Genomic DNA, 25,745 nt, shown 5'->3' with positions numbered 1-25,745 from the left:
GAGGGGTCGGGGGAGAGGGGGAGAGGCGGAGAGGCGGAGAGGCGGAAGCGTCCTGGCCTCCACAATCCAAATCACCGCCGCTTCAAAAAATAAACACTCAAATTCTGCCCCATCAAACTCTGCACCTCACTGCCCAGTGCCTCCGCCTGAATTTGCTTCTGCACCGGCCCGGTTGCCAGGCTGTGGCCATCCACATCCCGCGCTTTCACGAGCTTCCATTCCACCTCGTTACTCGCCATGGCCATCAGTTCTTTCAGCTGGGCTGTGTCCTGCGGCCGGAACCATCTGTCGCGACAGCCGCCGAGGCTGTAGAAATCGGCGTCGGCGGTCAGGTCCTGCCAGGCAGTATCGTTTCGGTTGGCCAGAACCATCCGGCGGAGCTGGCGCAGCGTCTGGCGGGTGGGTTGGAGCTTATGCTCGCTGACCAGTTTGCGAATCTGTCTGTCGCCGGACGTTTGCTCGGCAATGGCGGTGTGCATGTGCACTACAGCGCCGGAGCCGGTGGCTTGATTAACCAGGGCCGCCAGAGACAGGGTGGTCATGGCCGGGGAGGGCAGTCGACCGACTTCGATCCAGTGCACCTGTTGGCCATCAATGTTTTAAGGCTGCTTTCGGTGCGGTAGGCCAACCGAGACCAGGACGGCCATGCCTGGGGAGCATCGGTCTTATCCAGACAGAGTTCCTCGGCCTTCTCATCGAAATTCTGTTTGATGGCCTCTTCTTCGGCCCGATCGTAATAGCTGGCGGCCAGAACGGGCTGCAATGCCAGGGGCCAGTCCACGAGGTTCCATTGGCCAAGTTGCACTGCGAAGGGCTGGTGGAAGAGAGCGCCGTACATGGCGCTGGTCATCAGTGAGCCGATGAGTCCGTCCTGTTCCTCGCCAAGGACAAACTGGGCCTGGATGCTGTCGTTGATGGCAGAGACCAGCCGTTCTTCATCGTCTTCAACTGCCAGGGCATAGCCGGTTCTGTCCGCATACTGGGCAATGGCCAGCGTCAGGCGCTGGAGTTCGTCCCGAAGTTCAACGGTTTGTGCGACTTCGGCGATGATCGCCCGACGCAGCAGGGTAACCAGCTCTTCCATCGCAGGATTGGGCATCAGGGTTTTCTGGGGGGCAAGGATCAGCAGTTCGTCTTCGCTGGCGGCTTCAGATAGCCCCGACATTCCTGCCGGGCCTTCAGCCGCTGGATATGGCTGAGACCGTTGCTGTTGGACTCCCCATAGGCAAGGTTGGCCTGCAGGAGCAGGCGCGCAACCTGGGCCTGCTGGGATTGGGAAACCTGGACTTGATGCTTGGCTTGCATGGGACACCTCGTGATAACAGCCGCAATCCGGAGCGGCAAAGGTCTGCAGTTTTTGACGGTTTGCCGTGCTTTGAGGGAGGTGTTGCGAAAGGTGTGCCAGTTCTCTAAATCAACCGAACAGGCCCCGGATAGCGTGCAACCAGCTCATCGGAGGTAAGTAGCAAGAAACCTTCTGTCTCTGCCTGGGCGACCAGAATCCGGTCGAAAGGATCCTTGTGTATGTCCGGAAGGTGGCTTACGGCAAGTGCGTGCTGCGACGATATCGGCAATTCCAGGTAGCCGTTATCCATAAGGCCACGCCTCAGTAGATGCGGATCAACGTGAAAATCCGGTCGGCCCAGCCCATTCTTGATAACCACTTCCCAAAGACTTGCGGCGCTGAAATACAGGCGGTTACTTTCGTTGCTGATCAGGGTTGCCGCCTCGGGTGACAGCTTATCCGGCTCGGCCGCTGCCCATAGCAGAATGTGGGTATCCAGAAGCAGGTTCACCTCAGCCTCCGAACATTTCAACTATTTCGTCCTGGCCCATCCGGTCAAAATCTTCCGGCACCGTGAATTCACCTGCCATGAAGCCAATCCGTTTTTGCTGGCTTTGTTCGGGGGAATCGTAAGCCATTACCCGGGCAACCGGCTTTCCCGCTTTGGCGATGATGAATGCCTCGCCCTTGGCGGCACGGGCCACCAGTTGTGACAGGCGGGTTTTTGCTTCGTGCATGTTGACGGATTCCATTTTTCCTCCATAGACTTAGTTCTTTGAACTTAGTCTATCACTGGCGAGGTAGTTGGGCTACCTTCCGGCGCATTTCTGATTAGGCAATGCCGCAACAAGGTAGAGTGCCGGGAAGGTGTGGGTTAGACTTTTGGGAAAGCGACTTATTTATAAGGGAGCGGGAATGGCTAAATCCGGATTGCCAGGTGTCCTGAGGGATCGACACGGAGAACTGAACCAGCTTTGCCGTAAGTACAATGATTGCGTTTAGAAATGTGCTCATGAAGTGGACCCCAAACTACCGGAGCCCTTATGCCCCCGCCAGCCAACAAAGCCTACCAACTCAAAGTATCACTTCTCGGCGCCCGGCCGCCGATCTGGCGCCGGTTGCTGATTGCGCCGGATACCACGTTTCAGGATCTTCACCGGATTATCCAGTTGGCGATGGGCTGGCAGGCCTGTCATCTGCATATGTTTCAGGCGGGTGATGACCGGTTGATTGGTGATCCGGCGGAGGATTTCGATGGCATGCTGAATTTTCAGGATGAAACCATGGTGGCGGTGTCTGCTGTGCTCAACAAGGAAGGGCAGGCTCTGACGTATGACTATGATTTCGGCGACAGCTGGGAGCATGAGGTACGGCTTGAAAAGGTCCTGCCGGGCGATCAGGGCGAGCCGTTGCCCCGCTGCATAAAAGCCGTGCGCCAGTGCCCGCCAGAGGATGTCGGTGGCTTGCCCGGATTCTACGATTTTCTGGAAGCCATGGAAGATGCCGCTCATCCGGAGCATGTGGCAGTGCGCGAGTGGATGGGTGGCGAATGGTTCGAGCCGGAGTTTGTGGATCTTGATGACATCAACCAGGCGCTCGCCGAGCGGGATGCCCTGTTTTCCGAAACCGAATCCGAACCCGATATCCCGCCGGCCAGAGACTTCTTCGGCCTTAGCCCCAGCCAGGTTTATGAGCTGCTGCAGAACCCACTGAATTGCCCCTCTGTGTTCAAGCCGCTGATCGATGCCGAAGCCGTAAACCGCGAACTCGACACCGCGCCGGTCATCCGGATGGCGAAAGTTCTGGTTGAGGCCATGAAAGGCAAGGGCATCCGCCTCACCGGCAAGGGCAACCTGCCTCTCAAACAGGTCAAGGCCATGATTGAAGCCGGTGGAGAAGAGATTGTGGCACCGATGGCGAGATATTCTCCGATTCGCTCCGAGGAGCACATTCTGGCCGTGATTCTCACCCGCGTGTTGCTGGAAATTGCCGGCTATACCAAAAAGCAGAAAGGTGTACTTTCACTCAAAAAAACCGCCGAAACCAGGCTTGAGAAAAAAGGCTGGTTAATGGTTTACAGGGATCTGCTCTCCACCGCGTTCTCGCGGCTCAGCTGGGCTTCCATGGACCACTACGATGGCCTGGATGAAATACAGTACACCGCACCATTCTGCTTCTGGCTGCTGTCAGAGAAAGGCGAGCAGTGGCGCCCGGTGGACGACTACCTGGAGGACATGCTCAAGGCCTTTCCCCGGCTGCCGCTTGCCGCCTACCCGGTGGTCTACATGAGCGATGAGGAGCAGGCACGATCTGCGATGCGCTCAAGAATGTTGACGCTGTACCAGCTACTTGGCCTGATCGAGCTGGATCCTGAGCATGCACGGTTGCGGAGTGAGGGTGAGCAGATGATGCGGCGGACGGCGTTGTTTGAGGGGCTATTTACCAGAGTATAAGTTTCGGGGCTGGCTCCAAAGTAGTGGCGGTGCATTCTTTGGCAATTTTTGCCATTATCTGACCATTAGAGGGCTTAATTATGGCAACGATGAATATATCCCTGCCCGATGCGATGAAAACCTGGGTAGAGCAACAGGCCGAATCTGGTAGGTATTCCAATACCAGCGATTATGTTCGTGATCTTATTCGTAAAGATCAGGACCGGCGACACAAAATCGACCAGTTACAAAGTCTCGTTACAGCGGGAATTGCCAGTGGCAAAGGGACTTGTTCAATGGATGAACTGAGAGTTTCTGCAAAGAAACCAGCCAGGGATTCATCCACCGCGATCACTTCCACATCGTCCAGATAGCTGGCCAGTTCCATGGCCCGCTGGCCGGACTGGGCGCCGCAGACCATGATGCGCAGAGTGGCCGGGAGATTGTCGGTGCCCAGCCCCAGTTCGGTGACCATCGCGGCCTTCTCATCGAAATTCTGTTTGATCGCCTCTTCTTCTGCCCGATCGTAATAGCTGGCGGCCAGAACTGGCTGCAATGCCAGAGGCCAGTCCACAAGGTTCCACTGGCCAAGTTGTACCGCGAATGGCTGGTGGAAAAGGGCGCCATACATGGCGCTGGTCATCAGTGAGCCGATGAGCCCGTCCTTTTCCTCACCAAGGGCAAACATCGCAGGATTGGGCATCAGGGTTTTCTGGAGGGCAAGGATCAGCAGTTCGTCTTCGCTGGCGGCTTCAGATAGCCCCGGCATTCCTGCCGGGCCCTCAGCCGCTGGATATGGCTGAGGCCATTGCTGTTGGACTCCCCATAGGCAAGATTGGTCTGCAAACTCCACCGTCCATAGTCGAGCCATCGGGTGATCGGCCTGCCAAGGCTGCGGTAAGTTTTGTCCTCAGTCTACCTGGACCAGCCGCACAGGCCCCGGGTGCGCGCCACCAGCTCATTCGAGGTAAGTAGCAAGAAGCCCTCAGTCTCCAGAGGCTGGCAGCACTGAAAAACAGGCGGTTATCTTCATTGCCGATCAGCTCTGTCGCCCGAGGGGATAACTTGGAGGGCTCACCTTTGGCTGCACGGGCAACCAGTTGCTGCAAGCGGGTTTTCGCTTCCTGCAAATTGACAGATTTCATGATTGACCTGACCGGCCATCTAAACTTGTTCAAAAGAACTTAGGGAGACTCTGAATAAGTCTCAAAATCAGCGATAATACGGCCATCGTCAACCGCACAGGATTCATCACCACCATGGATCAGATTACCGTCTCCGAAGCCGAGTACCAGAACAAGAAGCGTAAAACCCGCCGCGAGATTTTTCTGGAACGGATGGACAAGCTGATTCCGTGGAAGCAGTTGGAGAAGAAGGTAGCCCGATATTACCCCAAGGGGCCAGACTGGCCGGCCACCGTATCCGCTGCCGACCATGCTGCGTGAAGGCAGCATTGTGGATGCTTCCATCATTTCTGCACCAAGCTCCACGAAGAATGAAAGCGGCCAGCGCGACCCTGAGATGCGACAAACCAGAAAAGGCAACCAGTGGTACTTTGGCATGAAGATGCATATCGGCGTGGACGATACGCTCGGCTTGATCCACAGCATCGATACCACCGCTGCCAATGTCCACGACATCGTGTCCGCCGGCAACCTTCTTCACGGTGACGAGCAGCGCGTGTTCGGTGATGCCGGTTATCTTGGCATTCAAAGGCGGGATAAGCATAAAGATCGCCAAAATGTATCCTGGTTCATTGCCAAGCGCCCCGATGTTGGCCGTTCCGGCCGCCGTTTTCTTTATTGTTTGGGGGGCAAGGTTTAAACTCCAAACACATACCTGCAAGTGATTGAGTAAAGTATGGCTGCAGCTAATGCACTGGAAATGCTGAAAGAAAAACAGGACGAGATTCGGCGGCTTTGTGAACAGCACCGGGTAATGTCGTTTGGTGTTTTTGGTTCAGCCGCCACAGGCCATTTCAATGAGAACAGTGATCTGGATTTTCTTGTGGATTTTGATCCGGCGCTAACGGCCTCACAAAAAGCCGCGGCGTTTTTCGGACTAAAAGAAGATCTTGAAGTGATGTTTTCTCGCTCCGTCGATCTGGTCACTGTGTCCTCCTTGACCAACCCTTATTTCAGAGCCTCGGTTCTTGAAGAGCGGCATTCCTTGTATGCAGCGTGAGGCTCTCAAGTACCTTTACGATATTCTTGCAGCTGCTGAGAAGGTTCAGCGTTTTGTTGCTGGTAGCAGTGAAGACGATTATCTGAGTGATGAGTTGTTGCAGTCTGCTGTTGAGCGCCAGTTCGAAATCATCGGAGAGGCAATAGGTAAGTTACACAAGATTGCTCCGGACGAGGCTGAGCGGTTTGTCGATTATAAAAAGATGATCGCATTTCGGAACGTGCTTATCCACGGCTATGCGACTATCGATCCGGTGATTGTTTGGGGTGTGGTGGAAAGCAATCTGAATGACGTTTTGAATCAGGCGCGGGAAGCTCTGAGCGCTGATTAATCATCGACAGTTGATATTGGACGAATGCCTCGAAAATGAGGGTAGAGGAAAATTGCATCTGACCCCGGGTTCACGCCTTTTGCTTTGGAATAAGGCGCTTTCTTGTCGGATTACGGCTTCGCCTAATCCGACACCCCAGGCCCGAAGTTAATTCACCGCCGCTTTAAAAAATAAACACTCAAATTCTGCCCCATCAGACTCTGCACCTCACTGCCCAAAGCCTCCGCCTGAATCTGCTGCTGAACCGGCCCGGTTGCCAGGCTGTGGCCATCCACATCCCGCGCTTTTACGAGCTTCCATTCCACCTCGTTGCTGGCCATCGCCATCAAATCTTTTAGCTGGGCAGTGTCCTGCGGCCGGAACCATCTGTCCCGGCAGCCGCCGAGGCTGTAGAAATCGGCGTCGGCGGTCAGTTCCTGCCAGGCGGCATCGTTTCTGTTGGCAAGAACCATCCTGCGTAACTGACGCAGCGTCTGACGGGTGGGTTGAAGCTTGTGCTCGGCAACCAGTTTGCGAATCTGTTTGTCGCCGGAGGTTTGCTCGGCAATGGCGGTGTGCATGTGTACCACGGCGCCGGAGCCGGTGGCCTGGTTAACCAGAGCCGCCAGAGACAGGGTGGTCATGGCCGGTGAGGGCAGGCGACCGACTTCAATCCAGTGCACCTGATGGCCATCGGCCACGAAACGCTGGGCAACGGACCAGGGCCAGAACACAATATTGTCCCTGCCCATGTCGTTAGCCATGCGGGTGGCCTTGGCGATATTGGCGAGGGATTCATCCACCGCGATCACTTCCACATCGTCCAGGTAACTGGCCAGTTCCATGGCGCGCTGGCCGGACTGGGCGCCGCAGACCATGAGGCGAAGAGTGGCAGGCAGGTTGTCGATGCGCCGCCCCAGCTCCGTTGCCATCAGGGTTTTCAAGCTGCTTTCTGTGCGGCAGGCCAGCTGTGACCAGGCAGGCCATGCCTGGGGAACATCGGTCTTATCCAGGCAGAGTTCCTCGGCCTTCTCATCGAAATTTTGTTTGATGGCCTCTTCTTCGGCCCGATCGTAATAGCTGGCGGCCAGAACTGGCTGCAGTGCCAGGGGCCAGTCCACCAGGTTCCACTGGCCAAGTTGCACCGCGAAGGGCTGGTGGAAGAGGGCGCCATACATTGCGCTGATCATCAGTGAGCCGATGAGCCCGTCCTGTTCCTCACCAAGGGCGAACTGGGCCTGGATGCTGTCGTTGATAGCAGAGGCCAGTCGTTCTTCATCGTCTTCAGCTGCCAGGGCATAGCCGGTTCTGTCGGCGTATTGAGCGAGGGCCAGTGTCAGGCGTTGCAGTTCGTCGCGAAGTTCAACGGTTTGTGCGACTTCGGCAATGATTGCCCGACGCAGCAGGGTAACCAGCTCTTCCACCGCAGGATTGGGCATCAGGGTTTTCTGGAGGGCCAGGATCAGCAGTTCGTCTTCACTGGCAGCCTCAAGGGAAATCTGTGCGTCCGGGTTATCCAGGCCATATTGGTGATTAATAATGGCGCTGACAAACCGGCCCAATTCCTGATGTGGCAGACCATCCCGCTGGAGAAGGGCGATAGCATCCTGGGCCAGGGCGGAATCCGCCTTGTTTACTTCCAGGTGTTGGGCGCAAGTGAGCATCCCGCTGTATACGGAATCCCATTCAGCGCCGGTTTCCAGAAGCTTGCGATAATGCAAATAAGCCACATCAAACTGCCCCTGCAGTCGCTTGGAATGGGCAACGCCACAGAAAGCGGCGGCAGATTGCCGGTCACACTCCAGGGCCTGCAGGAAATACTGCTCCGCAAGCGCCGGTCGCTCGGTTTTAAGTGCCCAGTAACCCAGGTTGCAATACTGCTGAACCTGGCCCGGCTGATGGTCCAGGCTGGCGTTGAACAGGGTGTGTGCCTTCTCAAGCTGCCCGTCGTCCATCTCCACACGGCCAAGCAATCCCAGCCCACCGGCATTCTGCGGCTCCAGAGCCAGCGCCTCGTTCAGATAGCCCCGGCATTCCTGCCGGGCCTTTAGCCGCCGGATATGGCTGAGGCCGTTGCTGTTGGATTCCCCATAGGCGAGATTGGCCTGCAGCAGCAGGCGGGCAACCTGGGCCTGTTGGGATTGGGATACCTGGACTTGATGCTTGGCTTGCATGGGACACCTCGTGAATACAGCCGCCATCAGGAGCGGCAAAGGTCTGCAGTTATTGGGCGGTTTGCCGTGCTTTGAGGGAGGTGTTGCGAAAGGTGTGCCAGTTTGAGGAAGCAAGACATCTAATGAAGAATGCGATTTTTATCCAAAAAAAGAGGGCCTGGTCTGCACCGGGCCCTCTTGGTTCCTCTCTTTATCTTTACCCCTGCAGCAACTGCAGAACCTGCTGCGGTCTTGCGTTGGCCTGGGCCAGAACGGACAGGCCAGCCTGCTGGAGGACCTGGGTTCGGGCCAGTTCGGCGGATTCTGCGGCGAAGTCGGCATCGCGGATTCGGCTGTTGGAGGCCGAGAGGTTCTCTGACGTCGTTGCCAGATTCTGGATGGTGGATTCGAACCTATTTTGCACGGCGCCCAATTCAGCCCTGAAACCATTAATCTTGTCGATTGCATAATCGATCGAGATCATTGCGAGGTCAGCGCCATCTGGTGTTGAGATATCAGTGGTGTTGAGAGAAACGGTGTTTGCCGCAGCGGTGAAGGTCTCATCAATATCGATGTCGTTTACAGTGTCGCCGTCCAGGTCTGAAGTAATCTGAACTGACACATCGTTGCCAAACTGAGATGAAAAGATTATTTCCTGATTGGTGCGGTCAAGATTTGCTTCAACGCCTGTTCCATTTGATTGGGCATTTATTGCACCCACCAGATCGTTCAGCGAAGTGACGTTTGCAGAAGAAAAGGATACCCCGTTGACAGTAAAATCTACTGCAGCTTCTTGATTGGAGTCAAAGTAATCTGCCAGTGAGCCTCCCTCTGCATTTAGTGTCTGAGTATATGTATTGGGTGTTCCAGCAGCATCTGTGAGGTCAAAAGACACGGCAATCGTTTCACCCTCGGCGTTGGTAAAAGTGAGGGTGTCTGTCGTTGTGTCGCCTGTTACTGAAACATTGGGAAAGTCCGTTGCAATCGCTGTTTCGATATTTGCAGCCAAGTCGGTAATATCGCCATTCCCGCCACTGCCGTCATCGTTGTCGACAGTGTAATCAGTTCCGTTCAGATTAATGGTGCCAGACACTGCCGTGGTAAAGTCCAGGCCAGTTGCATCGGTTTCCGTCGCAAAAGGTGCTTCCTGAGAGGCGAAATCGACCGTCGTTCCTATAGTCGCACCGAGCTGGCTGCCTCTTGAATCCAGTCCACTTATACCGATTGTTTCGCCAGTGTTTGCGCCAACCTGAAAAGTCTGAGTTCCAAATGTACCGTCTAGCACTTTTAAGCCGTTAAAAGATGTCTGACTAGCAATTCGGTTAATCTCGTCAATTCGTTGTTGAACTTCTTGGTTAAGCGCCTGGCGATCCGAAATACTGTTAGTGGCGTTCGCAGACTGAACCGCTAGCTCCCGAATGCGCTGCAAGTTGTTAGTGATTTCGTCCATTGCTCCTTCCGCCGTCTGGGCAAGAGAAATGCCATCGTTTGCATTTCTCTGTGCCTGATTCAGGCCTGAGATCTGGGACTGAAATCGCTCTGAAATCGCAAGACCGGCGGCATCATCTTTAGCAGAGTTGATTCGTAACCCGGAGGACAGGCGCTCAAGTGCGACGTTAGCCTGCCCCTGAGAGGCATTAAGATTACGTTGTGCATTCAGCGAAGCAATGTTTGTGTTAATGACCTGAGGCATATCAATTCTCCCTGCTCAGCGGTGCCGGAAGCCTGGTGCCCGATCTTTAGTGGGAACCTTTGCCGGCTGAAATTCGTGAAATTGCCGTTTTGCAGGGTAGTAAGCGAAGGATGTGCCAGTTTTTATTTTTTTTATCTAGGATTTTGTTTTAAATGCAAAAAAATACCGTGGGAGGTGTCTTCGGGTACAAGTATTCGTCGAACTGCTGCCGCTGGTAAAGGAAGTGAATTGCCGGTTTTACATTTGTTAACAAAAACGACGGATTTTTTTCTAAAGCAACCGGATATGGCGCCGTTAAGTGGAGTAACAGGGCGGCGCTCCCAAACTGAAAACGGGCGCTAGACCTTTTCCATGAAATAACGACAACTGTCGAAGGAGAAGCATAATGGATCTCGGAATTAACACTAACGTCGCTTCACTGTCTGCACAAAATCAGCTGAATAAGTCACAGGAATTGAGTAATCAGGCTCTTGAGCGCCTCTCATCCGGCCTGAGGATTAATTCAGCCAAGGATGACGCTGCGGGGCTGGCGATCTCAACTCGTTTTCAGTCTCAGATTTCAGGCTTAAATGTAGCCCAGCGCAACGCAAACGATGGCATTTCTCTGGCCCAAACCGCTGAGGGCGCGCTTGAGGAAACCGTGAATTCCTTGCAGCGAATTCGTGATTTGGCGTTGCAGGCTGCTAACGGCACCAACTCTGCTTCTGATCGTGCCTCGCTGCAGGAAGAGGTAGATCAGCTCGTATCAGAGATTGACCGGATTGCGACGACAACCCAATTCAATGGTCAGAATATCTTGGATGGTAGCTTTGAGGCCGAGCAGTTCCAGGTAGGTGCTAATGCCAATCAAATTATTTCGGTATCTATTGGTGATGCCCAAGCGGATGCATTAGGCGCCAATGCTACTGTAACATCGACCGGAACAACTTTGGCCGATGATGTGGCTGCTGCCACTATTACTGGCAATGCCGCTTTGGACCTTAGTATCAATGGCTCAACCATCACTACTGCGTCGGATGGTGTGTCGACTGCCGGTGCTTCGGGTTCGGCGCTCGCCTTTGCGAATGCCATTAATTCAGTTGCTGGTACTACAGGGGTCACTGCTGAGGCCAATGCCACAGAAACCAACTTGGGCGCAATCACCGCTGAAGCGACTGGGCTTGCTGCGGGAGAGTTCGCAATCAACGGGGTCAATATTACTGTTGCTGAAATCACGAACGGTGATACCAGCGGATCTCTGAGAGACGCGATTAATACGGTAAGCAACCAAACTGGTGTGAAGGCAACTCTGAATGATTCGAACGAACTGGTTCTTTCTGCTGAAGACGGAAGGAATATACAGTTGGCAGGTGATGGCAACGCTAATAGCGCAGTTTTCGGCAACCTTGACGTAAGCGCTGCTGTCGATAATATCGTTACTGGTACGGTTACGCTTGACAGCGATGATTCGTTTGAAATTACCGCAACACAGGCTGCAGCGGGCGTTCAAGGTCAGGGTTTTACGACTGGCATTCAAGCGCTAGACACATCTAACTCTGTAAGCAACGTTGACATATCTTCTGTTTCTGGGGCCAACGATGCTATCGCGAACATTGATCGGGCCCTGGATACTGTGAACTCGCTTCGCGGTACGTTGGGTGCCACTCAGAATCGTTTCGAATCTACTATTGCAAACTTGGCGACCACGTCAGAAAACCTGAGTGCTGCAAACAGCCGAATCCTGGACGCCGACTTCGCCGCCGAAACCGCGAAGCTCTCCAAGTCCCAGGTACTGCAGCAGGCCGGTATCTCCGTTCTGGCGCAGGCGAACGCCCGTCCCCAGCAGGTTCTGTCCCTCCTGCAGTAAGGGGCTAGCGGTAACAGCCGGAACCCTCGGGTTCCGGCTTAAAACCGTTTGAGGATAGTGAGGTAAAGCTATGAATGACGTTAACCTGAATAGCCCGGATCTGAAGCTGGTTCGCACCAGTGAGCAAGCGCCGGCTCGGGCAATTTCGTCATCTCAGGCCGAAGGCAGGAATGCCTCCGACCTTGCTGGTTCGTCTGCCGCAGTCAGTCAGGTTGAGAACTCTCAGGTTGCTTCGGACGTGTCCAAAGCTGAAAAGCTCCAGGCTCGGAATGAAGCCTCACGGGAGCAACTGGATGATGCGGTTAGCCAACTGAACGATTTTGTTCAGAATGTGCAGCGGGATTTGCAGTTTGAAGTGGATAATGAATTAGGCCAGACGATCGTAAAGGTAGTCGATCAGTCGACCAAAGAAGTTATCCGGCAGATTCCGGATGAGCTGGCATTGAGGTTGGCAGAAAACTTGCAGCAGGATGAGCCGCTGACGTTGTTTAATATTAAAGTGTAAGGGCGGTTGCTCTTACGCAGATTTAAATGACGGTATTTCAGCACCGCCGCACCCGTGAGGGGCCGGCGGTGTTCTGCGTTTTTGGGGTGAGAGGGTTCTCCCTCTCCCCCGGCCCCTCTCCCGCGAGGGGAGAGGGGAGGTGTTGTTAACTGTTACAGGGTGTTACAAATCGGCGAAAGAAAAAGGCAAAGTTTTGCCGCTTTTTGCCGATAAACTGAACAATGAAGAGATTCGCCCCCTTGAGGAGGCATGAGCATGGCAAACATATCATCGTTGGGTCTTGGTTCAGGCGTTCTGAATTCGGATCTGGTTGATCAACTGGTACAGGCAGAGCGTGCGCCTACGGAAAATAGGCTTACACAGAAGACAGAGCAAACCCAGGCTTTGCTGTCCGCCTACGGTAAGCTACGCAGCGCTGTTACCGAATTGCGTTTGCCAATGCGCCAGCTCAGCGCTCCGGATAATCTCAAGGCATTTTCTGCAAGTTCTTCTAACGAAGGTATTGGGGTTTCCGTAGACAGCACTAAGGCGAGTCGCGGCACATACAGCGTTGAGGTAACCAGTCTTGCTGGTGCGCAAGCGTTGGCTTCCAGGGATGTGTTCGCGGATCGCGATGCGACCAGTGTGGGGCAGGGCACGCTGACGCTGAATGTAGGAGATAAAACCACGAACCTCACTATTGATAGTAGCAATGACACGCTTCAGGGGCTGGCAAACGCGATCAATGATTCAGATGCGGGTGTCTCTGCAGGCGTTATCGATACGGGGAACGGCTTCCAATTGGTGCTCTCTGCGGACGAGACCGGAACGGCCAACGCGGTTAGTATCTCAGTATCCGGTGATACGGGTGGCACAGATACCGACAATCAAGGTCTGTCCCGTTTTGCGTTTAATACCGCAATGGATGCAGATTCTGGTCTGCAAGAGACAATCGCCGCATCAGATGCGGTTATGAAAATAAACGGGGTTGAAGTTACCCGGTCGACTAACAGCTTTGAGAATGTGATCGACGGCTTAACCTTTGATATTACCGAGACAGGCTCCTCTATCATCAAGGTTCAGCAGGACCTTGGTGCGGTTGCCGATCGGGTGCAAGGCTTCGTCGATAAATTTAACTCGCTTCAGTCGACTATAGATAGCCTCGCCGGCTTTAATTCCGAGGCGGGCGTGGGCAGCTTGCTCACGGGTGACAGTACCGTCCGTTCTATTCAGAATCAATTGCGTCAGGTTCTGACGCGGGTTGTGCCGGGCCTGGAAAATTCCAGTGTTCGTAGCCTGGCGGATGTGGGCATCACGACCAACTTTGAAACTGGTGGTCTGGAGTTTGACCGAGCCAGGTTTGAGGAGCAGCTGAAGAATAATCCGGACGATGTGACTGCTTTGTTTGCGGAGCAAGGCCGTACAACGGATAGTCAGGTTGAGTTCGTCCGCAGTGGGTTGAGCACTGAGCCCGGCCGTTATGAAATTAATATCACTCAGGCAGCGACGCAGGGTTCACTCGCAGGGACGGCGTTTACTGCACCGGTTACGATTGGAGCCGGTAATGACGAGCTTACGTTCCGGGTTAATGATGAAACGTCTGTGAGCGTTCAGCTCACTCAGCAAACCTACAATACAGCTCAGGAGCTGGCAGACGAGATACAGGCTCAGCTGAATGCCAATAATGCTCTGAATGCGTCTGGCTCGGGGGTCCAGGTTGGAGTTGGAAGCGGCGGCGAGCTGACATTTACCTCCTCCGATTATGGCAGTGATTCGAACGTCAGCCTGACATCAGTAGAAGATGGTTCCGCTTATGGATTGTCTGCTGCCACCGGCACTTCAGGTGTTGATGTGGCCGGCACCATTGGTGGCCGAACTGCGGAAGGCGACGGGCAGGTGCTCTTTCTGGGAAGTGGCAATGGTGGTGCGTCTGGTCTGCAGGTTCGTATTCTGGGCGACCAGACTGGCAGTCGTGGCTCGATTACTTTTGTGGAAGGCGTTGCAGAGCGGACGGTTGATCTGGTTTCCAGTTTTGTGGGTGCTGATGGCGCCATCGAATCGCGGACCGAGAGCCTCAATCGCGATCTGGAACAAATTCAGGAAAATCAGGCGCGACTTGAGGAGCGTATTGCTGCTTACCGTGAGCGCTTGGTTAGTCAGTTCACAGCGGCAGATTCCCTGATTTCCCAGCTCAACAGCACACAGGATTACGTAAGCCAGCAGCTCGCTGCGCTTGCACCCCAAAACAACCGGAACAACAACTGATCGGCCCGGGCCGATTAGCGAACCAAGAGGTCGAGTATGAACGGTTTACAGGCATACCAGCGCGTAAACACCCAAACCAGCATCACCGATGCAGATCCGCATAAGCTGATCCAGCTTTTGTACAATGGTGCTATTGAGCGCATCAACATGGCCAAGTCTCGTATCCAGGCAAAGGATTACGGCGGCAAGGCCCAGTTGATCAACAAGGCCATCGAGATTATTGGTGGACTGCGTTCCTTCCTCGATTTCGAGCAGGGTGGCGATCTGGCTGCGCGTCTTGAGGCGCTGTATGACTATATGGAGCGGACGCTTCTGCAAGCCAGCGCCAAGAATGATTTGGCCAAGCTGGATGAGGTTCTGACCCTTCTGCGTTCTGTTAAAGAAGGGTGGGATGGTATTCGGGAAGAGGCTATTGGTCAGCAGGCTGCTGGCTGATCAATAACCCCCTCTCCCCAACCCCTCTCCCGCCAGGGGAGAGGGGCTTTATAGCCATTCCTCACGCTCTCCCGTACAATACTGCCCTTATTTTCAACACATCCATTCTGTTCAGTCTGGAGCAAGGGCATGTCTGATATCAAAAAGGTGGTGCTGGCCTATTCCGGTGGCCTGGATACTTCCGTAATCGTTCGGTGGTTGCAGGATACCTACAACTGTGAGGTGGTAACGTTTACCGCCGACATCGGCCAGGGCGAGGAAGTTGAGCCGGCGCGGGCGAAAGCCGAGGCGTTGGGCGTCAAGGAAATCTACATCGAGGACCTGCGCGAGGAGTTTGTGCGCGATTACGTGTTCCCGATGTTCCGCGCGAACACCATCTATGAGGGTGAGTACCTGCTGGGTACGTCCATTGCCCGTCCTCTGATTGCCAAGCGTCTGATCGATATCGCCAATGAGACCGGCGCTGATGCTATTTCCCATGGCGCTACCGGTAAGGGTAACGACCAGGTGCGTTTCGAGCTCGGTGCCTACGCGCTGAAGCCGGGTGTGAAGGTGATTGCGCCCTGGCGTGAGTGGGATCTGAATTCCCGCGAGAAGCTGCTGAAGTACTGCGAAGAGCGCAACATCCCGGTGGAAATGAAGAAGGGCAAGAGCCCGTACTCCATGGACGCCAACTTGCTGCACATTTCCTACGAAGGCATCAATCTGGAAGATCCCTGGGCGGAAGCCGAGGAAGATATGTGGCGCTGGAGTGTGTCTCCGGAAACCGCGCCGGATGAGCCGACCTACGTTGAACTGACCTATAAGAAGGGCGACATTGTTGCCATCGATGGTCAGGACATGAAGCCCCACGTGGTTCTGGAATCCCTGAACAAGCTGGCGGGTGCCAACGGTATTGGCCGTCTGGACATCGTCGAGAACCGCTATGTGGGCATGAAGTCCCGCGGCTGTTACGAGACTCCGGGCGGCACCATCATGCTGCGTGCCCACCGTGCCATCGAGTCCATTACTCTGGACCGCGAAGTGGCGCACCTGAAAGACAGCATTATGCCGCGCTACGCCGAGGTGATCTATAACGGTTACTGGTGGTCGCCGGAGCGTGAGGCGCTGCAGGCTCTGATCGATCAGACCCAGCATTATGTAAACGGCACTGTTCGCTTGAAGCTCTACAAGGGCAATGTGGATGTGGTTGGCCGTAAGTCTGAGGATTCTCTGTTCGACGAGAAGATTGCCACCTTTGAGGAAGATCAGGGTGCGTACGATCAGAAGGATGCAGAAGGCTTTATCAAGCTGAATGCGCTGCGTCTGAGGATTGCTGCTGGCAAAGGCCGCAAGCTTTAAGTCTGCTCTACGGACGCCCGGAACTCTCCGGGCGTCTTCCCCGTTACCGCCTTGAACTTCCTGTGAAACGACGTGGTTTCACTGTATCCCAGCCTCAGTGCAATATCCGGAATGGCCAGCTCGCTGTTGCGAAGATAGTCCTCGGCCATTTTTTGCCGCACTTCATCCAGCAATTTCTGGTAAGACACGCCTTCCTGGCCGAGTTTTCTCTGCAGGGTTCGGCTGGTCATACCCAGGTCTTCAGTCACCATGTCCTGCCGGGTAATGCCGTGCATCAGTTGTTGCTGGATGCTGTGGCGGACTCTTGAGGTAAGGTCGCTGTCGGTATCCAGGGAGGCCAACTGGCTCAGGGCATGGGCTTCCAGGGTTTTGCGGAGCAGGGGGTCCGGTTGCCGCAGGCGGGTCTCCAGCAGGGTTTTCTTGAGTGTGATGCTGTCCTCATCGGCTGAGAAGGTGACCGGGCAGTGCCAGCGCTCTCGGTAGGCTGTTTCAAATTCGGAACCTGGCGAGGATCGGCGGAGTTTTACCACGCTTGGTGATGCTTCCTGATTGTCTGCAAGCCAGCGGGCGTAGTTCACCCAGGAGGCAAATACGTTGTCCACCAGTTGCGGGCGGACGACGGGATCGGTGTAGTTGCAGTTCCAGGTCAGTTTGATGTCTTCGCCTTTCATGGCGAGGCTGGTGGTGCCCATGTCTCCAACGAGTTTTTCGAACGGCGCAATGCGCGCTACGGCCTCCCCCAGGGTGGCGCAGCTCATGGTGATGTAGCCAAGCACGCTGTAGGAGCCGGGTTGAACGAAGTCGCCGGTCTCGAGGCCCAGGATCGGGCTGCCGGTTTGTTCGCACAATAAACGGATAAAGTGCTGGAACTGCTCGCCGTTAATGCGGCCGTCGTCGGTGTCCAGGATGTTCTGGTCCAGTTCAGCCTGGTCGAAAAGGCGATTGATATCCACGCCGGCGGATTCGGCAGCACGAACGTATTGGCGCAGGGCGGCGACAGAGGCGGTTCCGAGGGTTTTCATGGTTACAGCACTGTTTTTGGAGTCGTTATAGCCGGAGTATAACGGAACTGGTGCGGAAACGTCTGGAGCGGAAAATAAAAAGGCCAGCTAAAAAGCTGGCCCAAAAAACAAGGAAAGAACGAAAGTGCCTGAAAAATTCGTTAATCCGGTGGATTCGATTCCCCATATGGCGGCGGAGGTACTACTCGGCTCCTCCACCATGGGGGATACTGCTTAAATCCACAATTGCAGAATAAGTCGTCCGGCCTTTCCTGTCTGTTTGTGAAGTGTGTATCAGTGTTACCGAGTGTGTCGCCGCTTCAGGCGGTCGCTCCGATCTCCGGCGCAGTCTCGGTAAACCGACGCGTATCATAGGCATCCACCAGCCCCTGCACCGCGGCCCGTTCCATATCCTGGATCGAGGGCGTGCCGTTCTGGGCGTCGGCTTTGCAAAGTACCATGCCGGCTTCCACGGAAATATAGCCGGCGGTGGTTTTCAGAGCCTTGTGGTTGATGCCGTCGAACACGCGCCGGAAGGCGGTGGTTGTGCAATGGTCGCTGTTCGGGAAGTAGGCAATGATGGCGAACTGGTTGTCGCCGACGCGGCACAGGGCATCAATAGGGCGTATCAGGGTGCTCAGGCGGCGGGCGATGCCGATGCCCAGCTCACTCATCACCGTGGGCGGGTGTTTGCGTTTCAGTTCCTGCCAGTTGCGAATGCCGCACAGCACGTAGGCAGAGCATCCGCCGCGGGATTCAGCGTGGCGCAGCATCTTGGTCAGCCGCTCGCGGCCGTATTTGGTGTTGCAGAGGCCGGTTTCCAGATCAATGATGTTTGTGGATTCCAGCTCACGATTGTTCTCGATCAGCAGGGAGTTGGCCCGGAGCAGGGTGTTCTGGCGGTCGGCCATTCGGTCTGCGGCAAAGATGCGGGGGATCAGTTGCTTGGTCATGTCGGACTTGTAGATGAAGTCGTCCACGCCCCGGTCGAAGGCTTCTGAAAGAGCCTCGACGCTTTCCCGTGCCGTTAGCAGGATCACGTAGGTGTAGTGATTGTTCTGCTCGTCCTGTTGTCGCACCTGGTCCGTCAGCTCAAGGCCATCCATCTCGGGCATCAGCCAGTCGGCAATCAGAACGCTGACCGGGCGCTGTTCGATCAGCTGCAGGGCTTCCGGTGCGTTATTCACGATGCGTACGTCGCGATATCCGGCATTTCGCAGCGTGCGGCCAACCACCATACTGCTGAATTTCGCGTCGTCTACTACCAGGATGGGAAGGTCCAGATTTGGCATTGTTATCTACTTTTAGCAGTCCGTTGTCAGGTGCGAGAGATGCCGGGGGTTGGTATCATCCCCTGCAAATCAATCGGGCGCCGAAGGTGGGGTCAGATGAACGCTTTCATCTGACCCCGTTTTCAGCAGTTTGCCAGTATACCCGCTTAGCTTAACGGAGAATAAGGACCATGCCTTCTTTTGACATTGTTTCAGAAATCGATATGCACGAAGTCACCAATGCGGTCGACCAGGCCAAGCGGGAGCTGGGTAATCGCTGGGACTTCAAGAATGTTGAAGCCAACATTGAGCTGGATGACAAGGGCATTACCATCAGTGCCGAGCAGGAGTTTCAGCTGGAGCAGTTGCTGGATATGCTGCGTATGGCCTTTGCCAAGCGCAATATCGATGCGCGAGCGCTGGCCGAGGACGGCGACAGCAAGTCCGGCAAGCTGGTCAAACAGCACCTGCTGCTGAAGCAGGGCATTGAAACTGATATGGCCAAGAAGATCGTGAAGATGATCAAGGACCAGAAGATGAAGGTCCAGGCCAGTATCCAGGGCGATAAGGTGCGGGTGACCGGCAAGAAACGGGATGATCTCCAGGAGGCCATCGCTATGCTGCGCGAAGCTGAGCTGGATATCCCGCTGCAGTTCAATAATTTCCGCGACTGATCCGGAGGCTTTACCATCTTAACCGGCACCCGCCTGACCCTGATTCGGGATACGCTTTACACCTACACCCGTTGGCAGGTGATCGCCCTGTTATTCCTGGGGTTCTCGGCGGGTTTGCCGTTTCTGCTGGTGTTTTCCACCCTTAACGCCCGGCTGGCGGATGTGGGAGTGGAAACCGCCACCATCGGGTTCTTTAGCTGGCTCGGTATTACCTATTCAATCAAGGTGTTCTGGGCACCGGTGGTGGACCGCCTGAAACTGCCGTTGCTCGACCGGCTTTTGGGCAAGCGGCGGAGCTGGATTATCTTTGCGCAGGCGGGTATCGCCACGGGGCTGTACCTGATGGCTCACGTGGATGCTACGGCAGCGCCTGAAATGATGGCTCTTTGCGGCCTGCTGGTGGCCTTTTCCTCCGCCACTCAGGATGTGGCCATTGATGCCTACCGCATCGAGATTGCCGAGGAGCGGCTGCAGGCGGCGCTGGCTGCTACGTATATCTTTGGCTACCGTCTGGCGCTTCTGGTGGCCGGCGCCGGTGCTCTTTACCTGGCGGAATTCTGGTCGTGGCAGGTGTCCTATGAAGTCATGGCGGCCCTGGTAGGAGTTGGCGCGCTCACGGTGCTCATTGTTCGCGAGCCCAGCGTGAACCACTTTGCCGCCGCCCAGGACATTGCCCACGAGATCGAACAGGAGGCTGCCAAGCTCACGCATCTGAATCCCCGCCTGGCGAGACTTGTTGGCTGGTTCTACGCCGCCGTGGCCGGCCCATTCCTCGATTTCTTTCGCCGTTACAAAGAGCTGGCTCTGGTTATCCTGCTCATGGTGGCCGTTTACCGGATCTCTGACATCGCCATGGGCGTTATGGCCAATCCCTTCTACCTGGATTTCATGGGCTTCAGCAAAACCGAGGTGGCGGACGTCACCAAGATCTTTGGCTTCTTCATGACCATTGCCGGCTCGCTGGTCGGCGGTGTAATGGTGGTTCGCTACGGAGTTCGCCGGATTCTTCTGCTTGGCGCAATCATGACCGCCGCCACCAATCTTCTGTTTGTCGTTCTGGCCCAGTACCCGCCCAACATCATTACCTTGGCCGCTGTGGTGAGCGCCGATAACCTCAGTGGCGGCATTGCCAATGTTGCCCTGATTGCATGGCTCTCCAGCATGACCAGTGCTTCGTTCACGGCCACGCAGTATGCCCTGTTCAGTTCGCTGATGACCCTGCCCGGAAAGTTTCTGGGGGGCTTCTCCGGCATCGTTGTGGCGGGCTTCGGATATGCGGAGTTCTTCCTGGTGGCCGGCATAATGGGCGTCCCTGCTATTTTGTTGGCCATGTTCATGATCCGAAATGGCCATCGATTGGATGCGCTAGCGCCGCGGAATGAATCAAAGCCTGATGCAGAACCGGTGAGCCCTTGATGCCCGAACCAACCAAAGATCAGAAGATCTGGCAAGTTGTACTGGCTGTCCCGGAGGGGAGGGTGGTCAGTTACGGTCAGGTTGCGGAGATGGCGGGATTGGGCCGGCAGGCGAGATATATCGGAAAGGCGTTGGGCAAGCTGCCAGAAGGGCATGCGGTGCCCTGGTATCGGGTGATTCGCAGTAACGGCCAGATTGCATTTCCCGCGGGGTCCGAGAAATTTGAGGAGCAGGTTAGCCGGCTTGAGGCTGAAGGTGTCGAAGTTACCGACGGGCGGGTTTCGATGTCTCGGTTTCGATGGTAACGGGGCGCTCTGGGCGCCCCACTCAATGGTAGCTCGACCCGTTAGAGCCGAAGAGCCCCATCCACTTCAATCATCCGCCCTGACACATAGTCGTTCTCAAAGATGAACGCCGCAGCCGAAGCAATCTCTTCGGGTTTGCCCATGCGCTTGAGCGGAATGCCGGCCGTCATTTTTTCCAGGGCTTCCGGTTTCATGGAGGCGGTCATTTCGGTCTCGATGAAGCCCGGGGCGATACCGGCGCAGCGGATGCCGTAGCGGGCGAGTTCCTTGGCCCATACGGGAACCAGGGCGGAGACGCCGGCTTTGGCGGCGGAGTAGTTGCTCTGGCCCATGTTGCCGGCGCGGGAGATGGAGGCGATGTTGATGATCGCGCCCTGGTCGCCGTTCTTGATCATCTGGGTGGCGGCTTCGCGGCCGCAGAGAAACACACCGGTGAGGTTGACGTCGATCACCGCCTGCCACTGGGACAGCTCCATGCGGCGCTCAACTTCGCCATCCTTCACTTTGACCATCAGGCCGTCCCGGAGGATACCGGCGTTGTTAACCAGGCCGTTGAGGTGGCCGAAGTCTTTTACGATGGCCTCGAAGGTTTTTTCTACCTCTTCCTCTTTTGCAACGTTGCAGACGTAGCTTCTGGCCTCAGCGCCCGCGGCCACGCAGGCGGTGACGGCTTCGTCCAGCTTCTCCGGCATCAGGTCGATCAGCGCAATTTTTGCACCTTTGGCCGCAAGGTATTCGCCCATGGCGCGGCCAAGGCCCTGGCCGCCGCCAGTGATTGCAATCACGGAATCTTGAAGTTTCATGTTTTGCCCTAACTACTGTTATCAGGTGGTTTTACGGTTGCTGTGCGTCTGTGCGGTTATTTTTGTGCGCGGAGTATACCAAATACGACTATGGTGGGGTTTTATCCTTGTTGGGTTAGCGAAGCGTAGCCCGACAAGATCCGAAACAATGGAGGCACTTTGTCCGTTTTCCTTTTTCTCTTCATTGTCATGCCCATCGCCGAGATGGCGGTCCTGATCCAGGTCGGCGGCATGATTGGTGTGCTCAATACCATCGGGCTGGTGCTGCTGACCGCCGTGATCGGTGCGTGGCTGCTTCGCCAGCAGGGTCTGGCAACGCTGTTGAGGGCCAATCAGCGGCTGAACAGTGGAGAACTGCCGGCCAAGGAGGTTGCCGAGGGGCTGATCCTTGCGATTGGTGGTGCACTGTTGCTGACACCTGGCTTTATTACCGACACGGTCGGGTTTCTGTGCCTGATCCCGGGCACGCGCCACTGGCTTGCAGCACAGGCGCTCAAGCGAATGGTCGTTGCTGGTCAAAGCCGTGGCAGCAGTTTCTATTTTCGCGCGGGTGGCGGTTCCAATCCGTTCGGGCAGGATCCGTTTGGCGGCCAGGAGAACCCGTTCGGCCGGCAGCGGCCTTTTGATCGGGACAGCAATGGCGACATCATCGAAGGCGAGTACCAGGATGAGACGGAATCCGATCGGGACCGGATCGAAAAAAAGTGAAAAAATTTTCTCTCCGGGGTGTTGAAAACACCTACTAGCTACCCCAAATAGAAACCACAAGTTCGCTGCGGGCTGATTTCCACTGAAAACAGTTGGTTATCCAGCCGGGCAATTTGTCGGACCAGGCTTTGCCTGTCCGACCTACATCAACAATGTCATTGCCACATTAATCTGACTATTGGAGAAACCGAGCAATGAAAATTCGTCCGCTACACGATCGTGTTGTCGTGCGCCGTAAGGAAGAAGAAGAGAAAACTGCGGGTGGCATCGTGCTGCCGGGTAACGCCAAAGAGAAGCCTTCCCAGGGCGAGGTAATTGCCGTTGGTAACGGTCGCATCCTGGAAAACGGCGAAACCCGCTCACTGGCGGTCAAGGTGGGTGACACCGTGGTCTTCGGCCAGTACGCCGGGAACACCGTCAAGATCGATGGCGAAGAGCTCCTCATCATGAGCGAGAGCGACATCTACGGCGTGCTTGAGTGATCGCTGAGGCGAATCGCACGAACTCTCATTAATCCGATTGATTCAACAACTTCGGTTTAACGAACAGGAATAGAAGACATGGCAGCAAAAGACGTTAGATTCGGTGATAGCGCACGTAAGCGCATGGTCGCGGGCGTCAATGTACTGGCAGACGCGGTTAAAGTGACCCTCGGCCCGAAAGGCCGTAACGTGGTTCTGGAAAAGTCCTTCGGCGCGCCGACCATCACCAAAGATGGTGTTTCCGTAGCCAAGGAAATCGAACTGTCTGACAAGTTCGAGAACATGGGCGCCCAGATGGTGAAGGAAGTAGCTTCCCAGGCCAACGACACCGCCGGTGACGGTACCACTACCGCAACCGTTCTGGCTCAGTCCATCGTTAACGAGGGCGTTAAGGCAGTTACTGCCGGCATGAACCCGATGGATCTGAAGCGCGGCATCGACAAGGCCACAACGGAAGCCGTGAAGGCAATCCGTGATATGGCCAAGCCCTGTGACGACAGCAAGATGATCGCTCAGGTAGGCACTATCTCTGCCAACGGTGACGATACCATCGGTAAGATCATCGCCGATGCAATGGAAAAAGTTGGCAAGGAAGGCGTAATTACCGTTGAGGAAGGCCGAGGCCTGGAAGACGAGCTGGACGTGGTTGAAGGTATGCAGTTCGACCGTGGCTTCCTGTCTCCGTACTTCATCAACAACCAGGACAACATGTCTGCCGAGCTGGAAGACCCGTACATCCTGCTGGTCGACAAGAAGATCTCCAACATCCGCGAGCTGCTGCCGGTGCTGGAAGCTGTAGCCAAGGCTGGTAAGCCGCTGCAGATCATCGCTGAAGACATTGAGGGTGAAGCGCTTGCCACTCTGGTAGTCAACAACATGCGTGGCATCGTCAAGGTAAACGCCGTCAAGGCGCCTGGCTTTGGTGACCGTCGGAAGGAAATGCTGCAGGACATCGCGATCCTTTCCGGTGGCACCGTAATCTCCGAAGAAGTCGGCCTGACTCTTGAGAACACCACCCTGGATGACCTTGGCACAGCCAAGCGTGTGAACGTCACCAAGGAAAACACCACCATCATCGGCGGTGCTGGTGCGCAGGCGGACATCGAAGCTCGCGTTGAGCAGATTCGCAAGCAGATCGAAGACAGCTCTTCCGACTACGACAAGGAAAAGCTGCAGGAGCGTGTTGCCAAGCTGGCTGGCGGTGTTGCCGTTATCAAGGTTGGTGCCGGTTCCGAAGTGGAAATGAAAGAGAAGAAGGCCCGCGTTGAAGACGCGCTGCACTCTACCCGCGCCGCGGTTGAAGAGGGCATCGTGCCGGGCGGTGGTGTAACCCTGATCCGTGCCATTGCGGCCCTGGACAAGGTAGACGCCATCAACGAAGAGCAGAAAGCCGGTGTTAACATTCTGCGCCGTGCCATGGAAGCTCCTCTGCGCCAGATTGTTTACAACGCAGGCGGTGAGTCTTCTGTTGTGGTTGCCAAGGTTCGCGAAGGCGAAGGTTCCTTCGGCTACAACGCCGCGACCGAAGCCTACGGCGATATGTTGGAAATGGGTATCCTGGATCCTGCCAAGGTCACCCGTTCCGCTCTGCAGGCGGCCGCTTCTGTGGCTTCCCTGATCATCACCACTGAGGCGATGGTTGCGGATGAGCCGCAGGACGAGTCTGCCGGCGGCGGTATGCCGGACATGGGTGGAATGGGCGGCATGGGAGGCATGGGCGGCATGATGTAATGCCGGCCTGATCTCGGCCCCTGAAAAACCCCGCGTTGGTTCACGCCAACGCGGGGTTTTTGTTTTTTTGTCATGAACTTGCCCCATGGCTTTGCTAGACTCGGCTTCCGGTCCATTATCTGTGCAACGCCGAATGAGTGACGCTGAACCCAAATCCTTTCTCCGCCCCGGCAAGGTATTCTTGCTCCTGCTGCTGGGCGCTCTGGTCTATCTGCTGTCACTGGTCTTTCTGGTCCCTGCGGGATGGGTCTGGCAGCAAGCCTCTGCCCATGTATCTCTGCCTCCCCAGGTAAAGGTTCAGCAAGTTGCCGGCAAACTCTGGGATGGCGAAGCCGGGGTTGTGGTGGCCGGTTTCCCGGTGCGTGTTGACTGGCGCCTTTATATGCCGTCGGTCACCAGCCTGGAATGGCCAGCCCGAATTTCCCTGGAATCGTCGCAATCCTCGCTCAACGGCGATGTTACGGTGGGCTGGCCGGCCAGTGCCCAGCTTGATGCCAGCGGACGGATCACGGTGGCCGAGTTTGAGGAGCTGATCCGCCAGAGCGGCGGCGCCATGATTGAAGGCGAAGTCATGATTGACCGTCTGAATATGGCCTGGGCCGATAACCGGATTACGCGGGCGGAAGGCCTGGGGCGCTGGGATGGCGGCCTGGTGACCTGGCCAATGGGTGGCCAGCGTGGGCAGGCCGAGTTTCCGCCCATGCAGGCGACGATGGATACCTCCCAGGGTGGTGTGGCGCTGACCGTCTCCGAGCAGGGCGCCCAGGGGCCAGCAGCAGATGCCACCGTGTTCTGGAACGGAATGATGGAACTGCGTGTCTACAAGCGTATGGTGGATCTCGCCGGCCAGCCCTGGCCGGATTCTGCCAGCCCGGGTGATGTCGTATTCCGGGTACGCCAGCCTCTCGTACCGGGGGCAAGATAAT

26 protein-coding genes and 2 pseudogenes are annotated in these 25,745 nt (G+C 55.7%); 18 read left to right on the top strand and 10 right to left on the bottom strand.

The genetic code is table 11. The features are described from left to right. Positions 1 to 71 precede the first annotated feature (71 nt). From AC5JQH_RS03010 to AC5JQH_RS02995, 4 genes and pseudogenes are all read right to left on the bottom strand, one after another. Positions 72 to 1,150: pseudogene (locus AC5JQH_RS03010) on the bottom strand (tetratricopeptide repeat protein); the annotation flags it as partial. Then, positions 1,123 to 1,305: a hypothetical protein gene (locus AC5JQH_RS03005; protein ID WP_273073132.1), complete on the bottom strand. Its 183-nt coding sequence runs from the start codon at positions 1,303 to 1,305 to the stop codon at positions 1,123 to 1,125. The gene AC5JQH_RS03005 and the pseudogene AC5JQH_RS03010, both read right to left, overlap by 28 nt. 104 nt (positions 1,306 to 1,409) lie before the next feature. Then, the gene (locus tag AC5JQH_RS03000) at positions 1,410 to 1,796 is read right to left on the bottom strand and encodes a type II toxin-antitoxin system VapC family toxin (protein WP_273082713.1); all 387 of its coding nucleotides are present in this window, start codon (positions 1,794 to 1,796) and stop codon (positions 1,410 to 1,412) included. Position 1,797: 1 nt separating this feature from the next. Then, on the bottom strand, positions 1,798 to 2,037 hold the full coding sequence (locus tag AC5JQH_RS02995) for a type II toxin-antitoxin system Phd/YefM family antitoxin (RefSeq protein ID WP_008171314.1): 240 nt from the start codon (positions 2,035 to 2,037) through the stop codon (positions 1,798 to 1,800). Positions 2,038 to 2,328: 291 nt separating this feature from the next. Here AC5JQH_RS02995 and AC5JQH_RS02990 point away from each other — a divergent pair, with 291 nt between their 5' ends. Together AC5JQH_RS02990 and AC5JQH_RS02985 are read left to right on the top strand one after the other, a co-directional pair. Continuing rightward, on the top strand, positions 2,329 to 3,738 hold the full coding sequence (locus tag AC5JQH_RS02990; protein WP_288367928.1) for a plasmid pRiA4b ORF-3 family protein: 1,410 nt from the start codon (positions 2,329 to 2,331) through the stop codon (positions 3,736 to 3,738). A gap of 80 nt (positions 3,739 to 3,818) precedes the next feature. After that, on the top strand, positions 3,819 to 4,091 hold the full coding sequence (locus AC5JQH_RS02985) for a type II toxin-antitoxin system ParD family antitoxin (RefSeq protein ID WP_008171318.1): 273 nt from the start codon (positions 3,819 to 3,821) through the stop codon (positions 4,089 to 4,091). Here AC5JQH_RS02985 and AC5JQH_RS02980 read toward each other — a convergent pair. After that, positions 4,046 to 4,471 (bottom strand): annotated as a pseudogene (locus AC5JQH_RS02980) (tetratricopeptide repeat protein); the annotation flags it as partial. The gene AC5JQH_RS02985 and the pseudogene AC5JQH_RS02980 sit on opposite strands and share 46 nt — an antisense overlap. Before the next feature lie 505 nt (positions 4,472 to 4,976). Between AC5JQH_RS02980 and AC5JQH_RS02975 the strand changes: the two are divergent. Genes AC5JQH_RS02975 through AC5JQH_RS02960 form a run of 4 tightly spaced genes read left to right on the top strand, consistent with a single transcriptional unit; the run spans position 4,977 to position 6,232 of the window. Further along, positions 4,977 to 5,162, top strand: coding sequence for a hypothetical protein (locus tag AC5JQH_RS02975; protein ID WP_050898262.1), 186 nt, complete (start codon positions 4,977 to 4,979; stop codon positions 5,160 to 5,162). Then, positions 5,152 to 5,541, top strand: a complete 390-nt coding sequence (locus AC5JQH_RS02970) for an IS5/IS1182 family transposase (protein WP_053112568.1) — start codon at positions 5,152 to 5,154, stop codon at positions 5,539 to 5,541. The genes AC5JQH_RS02975 and AC5JQH_RS02970 overlap by 11 nt, the downstream gene beginning before the upstream one ends. A gap of 36 nt (positions 5,542 to 5,577) precedes the next feature. Beyond that, entirely contained in the window at positions 5,578 to 5,901 is a 324-nt protein-coding gene (locus AC5JQH_RS02965; protein WP_053112566.1) for a nucleotidyltransferase family protein, read from the top strand. Beyond that, the gene (locus tag AC5JQH_RS02960; protein ID WP_053112564.1) at positions 5,891 to 6,232 is read left to right on the top strand and encodes a HepT-like ribonuclease domain-containing protein; all 342 of its coding nucleotides are present in this window, start codon (positions 5,891 to 5,893) and stop codon (positions 6,230 to 6,232) included. The genes AC5JQH_RS02965 and AC5JQH_RS02960 overlap by 11 nt, the downstream gene beginning before the upstream one ends. Before the next feature lie 152 nt (positions 6,233 to 6,384). On the opposite strand, the gene AC5JQH_RS02955 is transcribed toward AC5JQH_RS02960, so the two are convergent. Both AC5JQH_RS02955 and AC5JQH_RS02950 read right to left on the bottom strand, forming a co-directional pair. Next, the gene (locus AC5JQH_RS02955; protein ID WP_288367629.1) at positions 6,385 to 8,385 is read right to left on the bottom strand and encodes a tetratricopeptide repeat protein; all 2,001 of its coding nucleotides are present in this window, start codon (positions 8,383 to 8,385) and stop codon (positions 6,385 to 6,387) included. A 196-nt stretch (positions 8,386 to 8,581) separates the two neighbouring features. Beyond that, positions 8,582 to 10,057 carry a flagellin gene (locus tag AC5JQH_RS02950; protein ID WP_062782076.1) on the bottom strand — a complete coding sequence of 492 codons (1,476 nt, stop codon included), beginning with the start codon at positions 10,055 to 10,057 and terminating at the stop codon, positions 8,582 to 8,584. Between the two features lie 385 nt (positions 10,058 to 10,442). Here AC5JQH_RS02950 and AC5JQH_RS02945 point away from each other — a divergent pair, with 385 nt between their 5' ends. The 5 genes from AC5JQH_RS02945 to AC5JQH_RS02925 all read left to right on the top strand — a co-directional run bounded on the left by AC5JQH_RS02945 (position 10,443) and on the right by AC5JQH_RS02925 (position 16,428). Then, entirely contained in the window at positions 10,443 to 11,903 is a 1,461-nt protein-coding gene (locus tag AC5JQH_RS02945) for a flagellin N-terminal helical domain-containing protein (protein ID WP_493805259.1), read from the top strand. A 70-nt stretch (positions 11,904 to 11,973) separates the two neighbouring features. Beyond that, positions 11,974 to 12,408 (top strand): flagellar protein FlaG, encoded by a 435-nt coding sequence (locus tag AC5JQH_RS02940; RefSeq protein WP_493791824.1) that lies wholly within the window; start codon positions 11,974 to 11,976, stop codon positions 12,406 to 12,408. 255 nt (positions 12,409 to 12,663) lie between these two features. Next, the gene (fliD, locus tag AC5JQH_RS02935; protein ID WP_493805966.1) at positions 12,664 to 14,652 is read left to right on the top strand and encodes a flagellar filament capping protein FliD; all 1,989 of its coding nucleotides are present in this window, start codon (positions 12,664 to 12,666) and stop codon (positions 14,650 to 14,652) included. A gap of 36 nt (positions 14,653 to 14,688) precedes the next feature. Next, positions 14,689 to 15,087 (top strand): flagellar export chaperone FliS, encoded by a 399-nt coding sequence (gene fliS / locus AC5JQH_RS02930; RefSeq protein WP_273073143.1) that lies wholly within the window; start codon positions 14,689 to 14,691, stop codon positions 15,085 to 15,087. 129 nt (positions 15,088 to 15,216) lie between these two features. Then, entirely contained in the window at positions 15,217 to 16,428 is a 1,212-nt protein-coding gene (locus AC5JQH_RS02925; protein WP_008171342.1) for an argininosuccinate synthase, read from the top strand. On the opposite strand, the gene AC5JQH_RS02920 is transcribed toward AC5JQH_RS02925, so the two are convergent. Both AC5JQH_RS02920 and AC5JQH_RS02915 read right to left on the bottom strand, forming a co-directional pair. Then, positions 16,425 to 17,450 carry an AraC family transcriptional regulator gene (locus tag AC5JQH_RS02920; protein WP_493805258.1) on the bottom strand — a complete coding sequence of 342 codons (1,026 nt, stop codon included), beginning with the start codon at positions 17,448 to 17,450 and terminating at the stop codon, positions 16,425 to 16,427. The two genes, AC5JQH_RS02925 and AC5JQH_RS02920, sit on opposite strands and share 4 nt — an antisense overlap. 299 nt (positions 17,451 to 17,749) lie before the next feature. Next, the gene (locus tag AC5JQH_RS02915; protein WP_339624611.1) at positions 17,750 to 18,721 is read right to left on the bottom strand and encodes a response regulator; all 972 of its coding nucleotides are present in this window, start codon (positions 18,719 to 18,721) and stop codon (positions 17,750 to 17,752) included. A 170-nt stretch (positions 18,722 to 18,891) separates the two neighbouring features. Between AC5JQH_RS02915 and AC5JQH_RS02910 the strand changes: the two genes are divergently transcribed. The 3 genes from AC5JQH_RS02910 (at position 18,892) to AC5JQH_RS02900 (ending at position 21,095) form a co-directional block, all read left to right on the top strand. Beyond that, positions 18,892 to 19,374 (top strand): YajQ family cyclic di-GMP-binding protein, encoded by a 483-nt coding sequence (locus AC5JQH_RS02910; RefSeq protein WP_273082689.1) that lies wholly within the window; start codon positions 18,892 to 18,894, stop codon positions 19,372 to 19,374. Positions 19,375 to 19,452: 78 nt separating this feature from the next. Beyond that, on the top strand, positions 19,453 to 20,790 hold the full coding sequence (locus AC5JQH_RS02905; protein WP_493805257.1) for an AmpG family muropeptide MFS transporter: 1,338 nt from the start codon (positions 19,453 to 19,455) through the stop codon (positions 20,788 to 20,790). Further along, a complete protein-coding gene (locus tag AC5JQH_RS02900) occupies positions 20,790 to 21,095 on the top strand; it encodes an MGMT family protein (protein ID WP_493805256.1) in 306 nt (101 codons plus the stop codon). The genes AC5JQH_RS02905 and AC5JQH_RS02900 overlap by 1 nt, the downstream gene beginning before the upstream one ends. 41 nt (positions 21,096 to 21,136) lie before the next feature. Here the strand turns inward: AC5JQH_RS02900 and AC5JQH_RS02895 are convergent, their stop codons facing one another. Further along, a complete protein-coding gene (locus AC5JQH_RS02895; protein ID WP_014577665.1) occupies positions 21,137 to 21,898 on the bottom strand; it encodes an SDR family oxidoreductase in 762 nt (253 codons plus the stop codon). Between the two features lie 159 nt (positions 21,899 to 22,057). Here AC5JQH_RS02895 and AC5JQH_RS02890 point away from each other — a divergent pair, with 159 nt between their 5' ends. From AC5JQH_RS02890 to gspN, 4 genes are all read left to right on the top strand, one after another. Continuing rightward, the gene (locus tag AC5JQH_RS02890; RefSeq protein WP_493805255.1) at positions 22,058 to 22,606 is read left to right on the top strand and encodes an FxsA family protein; all 549 of its coding nucleotides are present in this window, start codon (positions 22,058 to 22,060) and stop codon (positions 22,604 to 22,606) included. 194 nt (positions 22,607 to 22,800) lie between these two features. Further along, on the top strand, positions 22,801 to 23,088 hold the full coding sequence (gene groES / locus AC5JQH_RS02885) for a co-chaperone GroES (protein ID WP_008171363.1): 288 nt from the start codon (positions 22,801 to 22,803) through the stop codon (positions 23,086 to 23,088). Positions 23,089 to 23,166: 78 nt separating this feature from the next. After that, positions 23,167 to 24,819 (top strand): chaperonin GroEL, encoded by a 1,653-nt coding sequence (groL, locus tag AC5JQH_RS02880; protein ID WP_008171364.1) that lies wholly within the window; start codon positions 23,167 to 23,169, stop codon positions 24,817 to 24,819. A gap of 133 nt (positions 24,820 to 24,952) precedes the next feature. Continuing rightward, the gene (gene gspN / locus AC5JQH_RS02875) at positions 24,953 to 25,744 is read left to right on the top strand and encodes a type II secretion system protein N (protein ID WP_008171366.1); all 792 of its coding nucleotides are present in this window, start codon (positions 24,953 to 24,955) and stop codon (positions 25,742 to 25,744) included. The last annotated feature ends 1 nt before the right edge of the window (position 25,745 follow it).

The organism is Marinobacter sp. H13 (assembly GCF_059072335.1).
Note: the sequence above shows the minus strand (reverse complement) of the source record. Positions and strands in the feature narration are given on the sequence as shown.